Here is a 3,609-nt window from a genome sequence, read left to right on the forward strand (position 1 = left end):
GCCGGGCAGCGCCTCGGGCAGCAGCACCTTCCAGACGATCTGCCCGGTGGTGGCCCCCATGGCCTGGGCCGCCTCGATGAGGCCGTTGTCCACCTCGCGCAGCGAGGCTTCCACCAGCCGCGCAACGAACGGCGCCGCGGCCAGGGTCAGCGGCACCACGGCCGCGGCCGTGCCGATGGACGAGCCCGTGATGAGCCGCGTGAACGGGATGATCGCCACCAGCAGGATGATGAACGGCGTGGAGCGCACGGCGTTCACGATCCAGCCCACCGTCTTGTTCAGCGGGCCGTTCTCCAGCACGCCGCCGCGGTCGGTCAGGCGCAGGAACACGCCCAGCGGAATGCCCAGCAGCGCGCCGACCACGCCCGAGATGCCCACCATGATGACTGTCTCCCACAGCGAGGTGGCAAACAGCTCCAGCATCATTTCCGAAAAATTCTCGAACATCTCAGGCCCCACTCTCTTCGCTCGCTTGCACTTCCTGCACCACCACCCCCTCGGCGCGCAATTGCGCGATCGCCGTGGCCAGCCGCGCGGCATCGCCGCTGGCATACACCGCGAGCGAGCCGAAGGTCTGGCCCTGGATCTCGTCGATCTGCCCGTGCAGGATCGACAGGTCCAGCCCGTGCTCGCGGATCAGGCGCGACAGGATGGGCTGGTAGGCGCGCTCGCCGGCATACGACAGGCGCAGCAGCTGGCCCACGCCGCCCTGGCCCGCGGCCCGCAGCTGCAACGCCAGGTGGCGCACGTGGTCCAGCACGCTGGCGGGCAGTTCCTGCGGCACGATCTCGTCGATCAGGCTTTTGGTGATGGGCTGCTGGGGCCGGGTGAACACCTCCAGCACCGGGCCCTGCTCCACGATGCAGCCGGCATCGATCACGGCCACGCGGTCGGCCACCTGCTTGATGACCTGCATCTGGTGGGTGATGAGCACCACCGTCAGGCCCAGCTCCTGGTTCACCTGGCGCAGCAGCGCGAGGATGGAGCGGGTGGTTTCCGGGTCGAGTGCCGAGGTGGCCTCGTCCGACAGCAGCACCTTGGGCCGGCTGGCCAGCGCCCGGGCGATGCCCACGCGCTGCTTTTGCCCGCCGCTGATCTGCGCCGGATAGCGGTCGCGCAGGGCCGACAGGCCCACCAGGTCCAGCAGCGAATCGACCCGGCCGCGAATGGCGGCCTTGTCCATGCCGGCCAGCTCCAGCGGCAGGGCCGCGTTCTCGAACACCGTGCGCGAGGACAGCAGGTTGAAATGCTGGAACACCATGCCGATGTCGCGCCGCGCCTCGCGCAGTTGCGCATCATTGAGCCGGGTCAGGTCGCGCCCCGCCACGATCACCTCGCCCCGGGTGGGCCGGTTCAGCAGGTTGATGACGCGCACCAGCGAGCTCTTGCCCGCGCCGCTGCGCCCGATGATGCCGAACACTTCGCCCGGCGTGATGTGCAGGTCGATGCCGCGCAGCGCCTCCACCGGCCCCTGCGAGCCCTGGTAAATCTGGGTGATACCCCGTAAATCGATCATGAAAATGCCATGGCGCCACCGGAGCCCGCAGGCCGCGGCGGCGCTGAAAAGGAAAAATGCGGATGCGGGAATGTACGGGCTTGCACCCCAAACGCCAACGACCCTGAAATTGGGTGCTAAGACATTGCGGTTATGTAGCCGCGCCGAAGTCGTGGCAAAACGATCTTTTCCCGCGCTGGGGTTTTGGGCCGTTCGGGATGGCCGGGCGGTGGGTCGCAGCGGGCCTCGACCCGCGCCCAAACCTGCACCGGGTGGATTCGATTGCTATTTATTTCATAGCAATATGCCCTAGTGGATATTGTGCTGGAGGCATTTTCCACCCAAAACCCCAGCAAGGCCCCGGCTCACGCCTGGCCCCGGTTGAACCCCGTATCGAAGGTCTGCCGCACGTCCAGCCGCTGGCGCAGCAGCCCGGCCCCCAGGTAGAAGTCGGCCGTGCGCTGCTGGTCGGCCACCACCGCGGCGTCGATGTCCACCCATTTCGTCGCGCGGCGCTCGAACTGCAGCTGCGCCGCCTCCACCGGGATGCCGATGATGCGCGACAGCGATTCGGCGAACGGCCGGGCGTTGCGGTACGACCAGAGCTGCGCGCGCTCCACGCGCTCCTTGAAGTCGCGCAGGGCCTCGCGCTTGGTGTCCAGCGCCCCCTGCGTGGCCGCGAGAAAGCTGAGCCCACTCGACAGCCCCCGCCCGTTGACCAGCACCCGCGCGTGCCCGCTCGTCTCGGCCAGTGCCGTGTACGGTTCCCAGGTGGCCCAGGCATCGACCGAGCCCTGGGTGAGCGCCAGCTTGGAGTCGGCCGGCGGGATGAACCGCACGTCGGCGTCCGCACCCTTCAGGCCCGCGGACTCCAGCGCCTTGAGCGTGACGAAGTGGCCGATGGAGCCGCGGTTGGTGGCGATGCGCTTGCCCTTGAGGTCGGCCGCCGTCTTCAAGGGCGAGTCGGGCCGCACCAGCACCGCCGTGCCGTACGGGTCGGAGCGGTTGGCGGCGAATGCCCGCACCTGGCTGCCGGCCGCCAGGGTGAAGAGCAGCGGCGCGTCGCCGATGGGACCGAAGTCCACCGCGTTCGCGTTCAGCGCCTCGGCCAGCGGCGCGGCGGCCGGGAACTCGCTCCACTGGATGTCATAGGGCAGGCCCTTCAACTCGCCCGCCGCCTCCAGCAGCGCGCGCAGCCCGCCCTTCTGGTCGCCCGCGCGCAGTGCGATCCGCTGCTGCGCGTGACCCAGCACGGGTGAGAGAAAGGACGCCGCGGCCACCGAGGCCGTCATGAAGCGGTGGAAATGTCGCCGTTGCAAGGCCATGGAAGCTCCGTGTTCTGAAAGGGAAGAAAAAAGGCAGAGGAAAAGGAAGGAGGCGGCGCCACCGCGCCCCGCGCGCCAGCGATCACAGCCCCAGCGCGCGGCGCCCGGCCGCCAGGTACACGCTGTCGTCCTGCGGGGTGTGCACGCGCCCGCAGAGCACGTCGCGCAGGTGGCGCTCCAGCGGGTTTTTGCGCGCCAGGCCGTGGTTGCTGGTCAGCGCCAGGGCCGACTGCACCGCTTCGATGGCGTTGTGGGTGGTGGTGGCCTTGACCAGCCCGCTCTCCTCGGAGGGCAGCGGAGCGCCGGTGTCGAGCGCGGCGGCCAGCCCGGCGATGAGCCGGTCGTTGGTGAACAGCAGGCCTTCGATGCGGCCCACCGCCTCCTGCGCGCGCGCCAGCGTGGCCAGCGGCGCGCCCAGGCTGGCCGGCTTTCGCTCCTGCAGAAAACCCACCAGCCAGTGGCGCGCCGCGCGGGCCACGCCGGTGTAGAGCGAGCCCAGCATCACCGCCATCTCGGCCTGCATGGCGGGCTCGCCGCGCGCCCAGTCCTTGGGAAGCCGCAGCTCCAGCACGTGGTCGGCGGGCACCGCCACCTCATCGAACAGCACATCGTGGCTGCCGCTGGCCCGCAGGCCCAGGTGGTCCCATGTGGGCTCGATGCGCACACCGGGCTGGCCGGCCCGCACGAGGAAGGAGCCCGTGCGCGGCTCGGCATCGTCCGTGCGCGCCCACACCACGTACCAGCGCAGCGCCGGCGCGCCGGTGCTGTACACCTTGTGCCCGCTGAGCC

At 69.8% G+C, this 3,609-nt stretch carries 4 protein-coding genes; all 4 read right to left on the bottom strand.

Translation table 11 applies throughout. The features are described 5' to 3' along the window. Nucleotides 1-447 (bottom strand): methionine ABC transporter permease (locus AC27KI_RS20755; RefSeq protein ID WP_487115594.1); only part of this gene is annotated, 447 nt, incomplete at its 3' end. A gap of 1 nt (nucleotide 448) precedes the next feature. After that, entirely contained in the window at nucleotides 449-1,516 is a 1,068-nt protein-coding gene (locus AC27KI_RS20760; RefSeq protein WP_487115596.1) for a methionine ABC transporter ATP-binding protein, read from the bottom strand. A 344-nt stretch (nucleotides 1,517-1,860) separates the two neighbouring features. After that, entirely contained in the window at nucleotides 1,861-2,820 is a 960-nt protein-coding gene (locus AC27KI_RS20765; protein WP_487091021.1) for an ABC transporter substrate-binding protein, read from the bottom strand. An 82-nt stretch (nucleotides 2,821-2,902) separates the two neighbouring features. Then, nucleotides 2,903-3,609 (bottom strand): acyl-CoA dehydrogenase family protein (locus AC27KI_RS20770; RefSeq protein ID WP_487115598.1); only part of this gene is annotated, 707 nt, incomplete at its 5' end.

This window comes from Acidovorax sp. KPB24-03 (assembly GCF_057546605.1).

Coding starts and splice junctions, on each gene's coding strand:
- AC27KI_RS20760 (WP_487115596.1), bottom strand. CDS start 1,516: ATGATCGATTTACGGGGTATCACCCAGATTTACCAGGGCTCGCAGGGG.
- AC27KI_RS20765 (WP_487091021.1), bottom strand. CDS start 2,820: ATGGCCTTGCAACGGCGACATTTCCACCGCTTCATGACGGCCTCGGTG.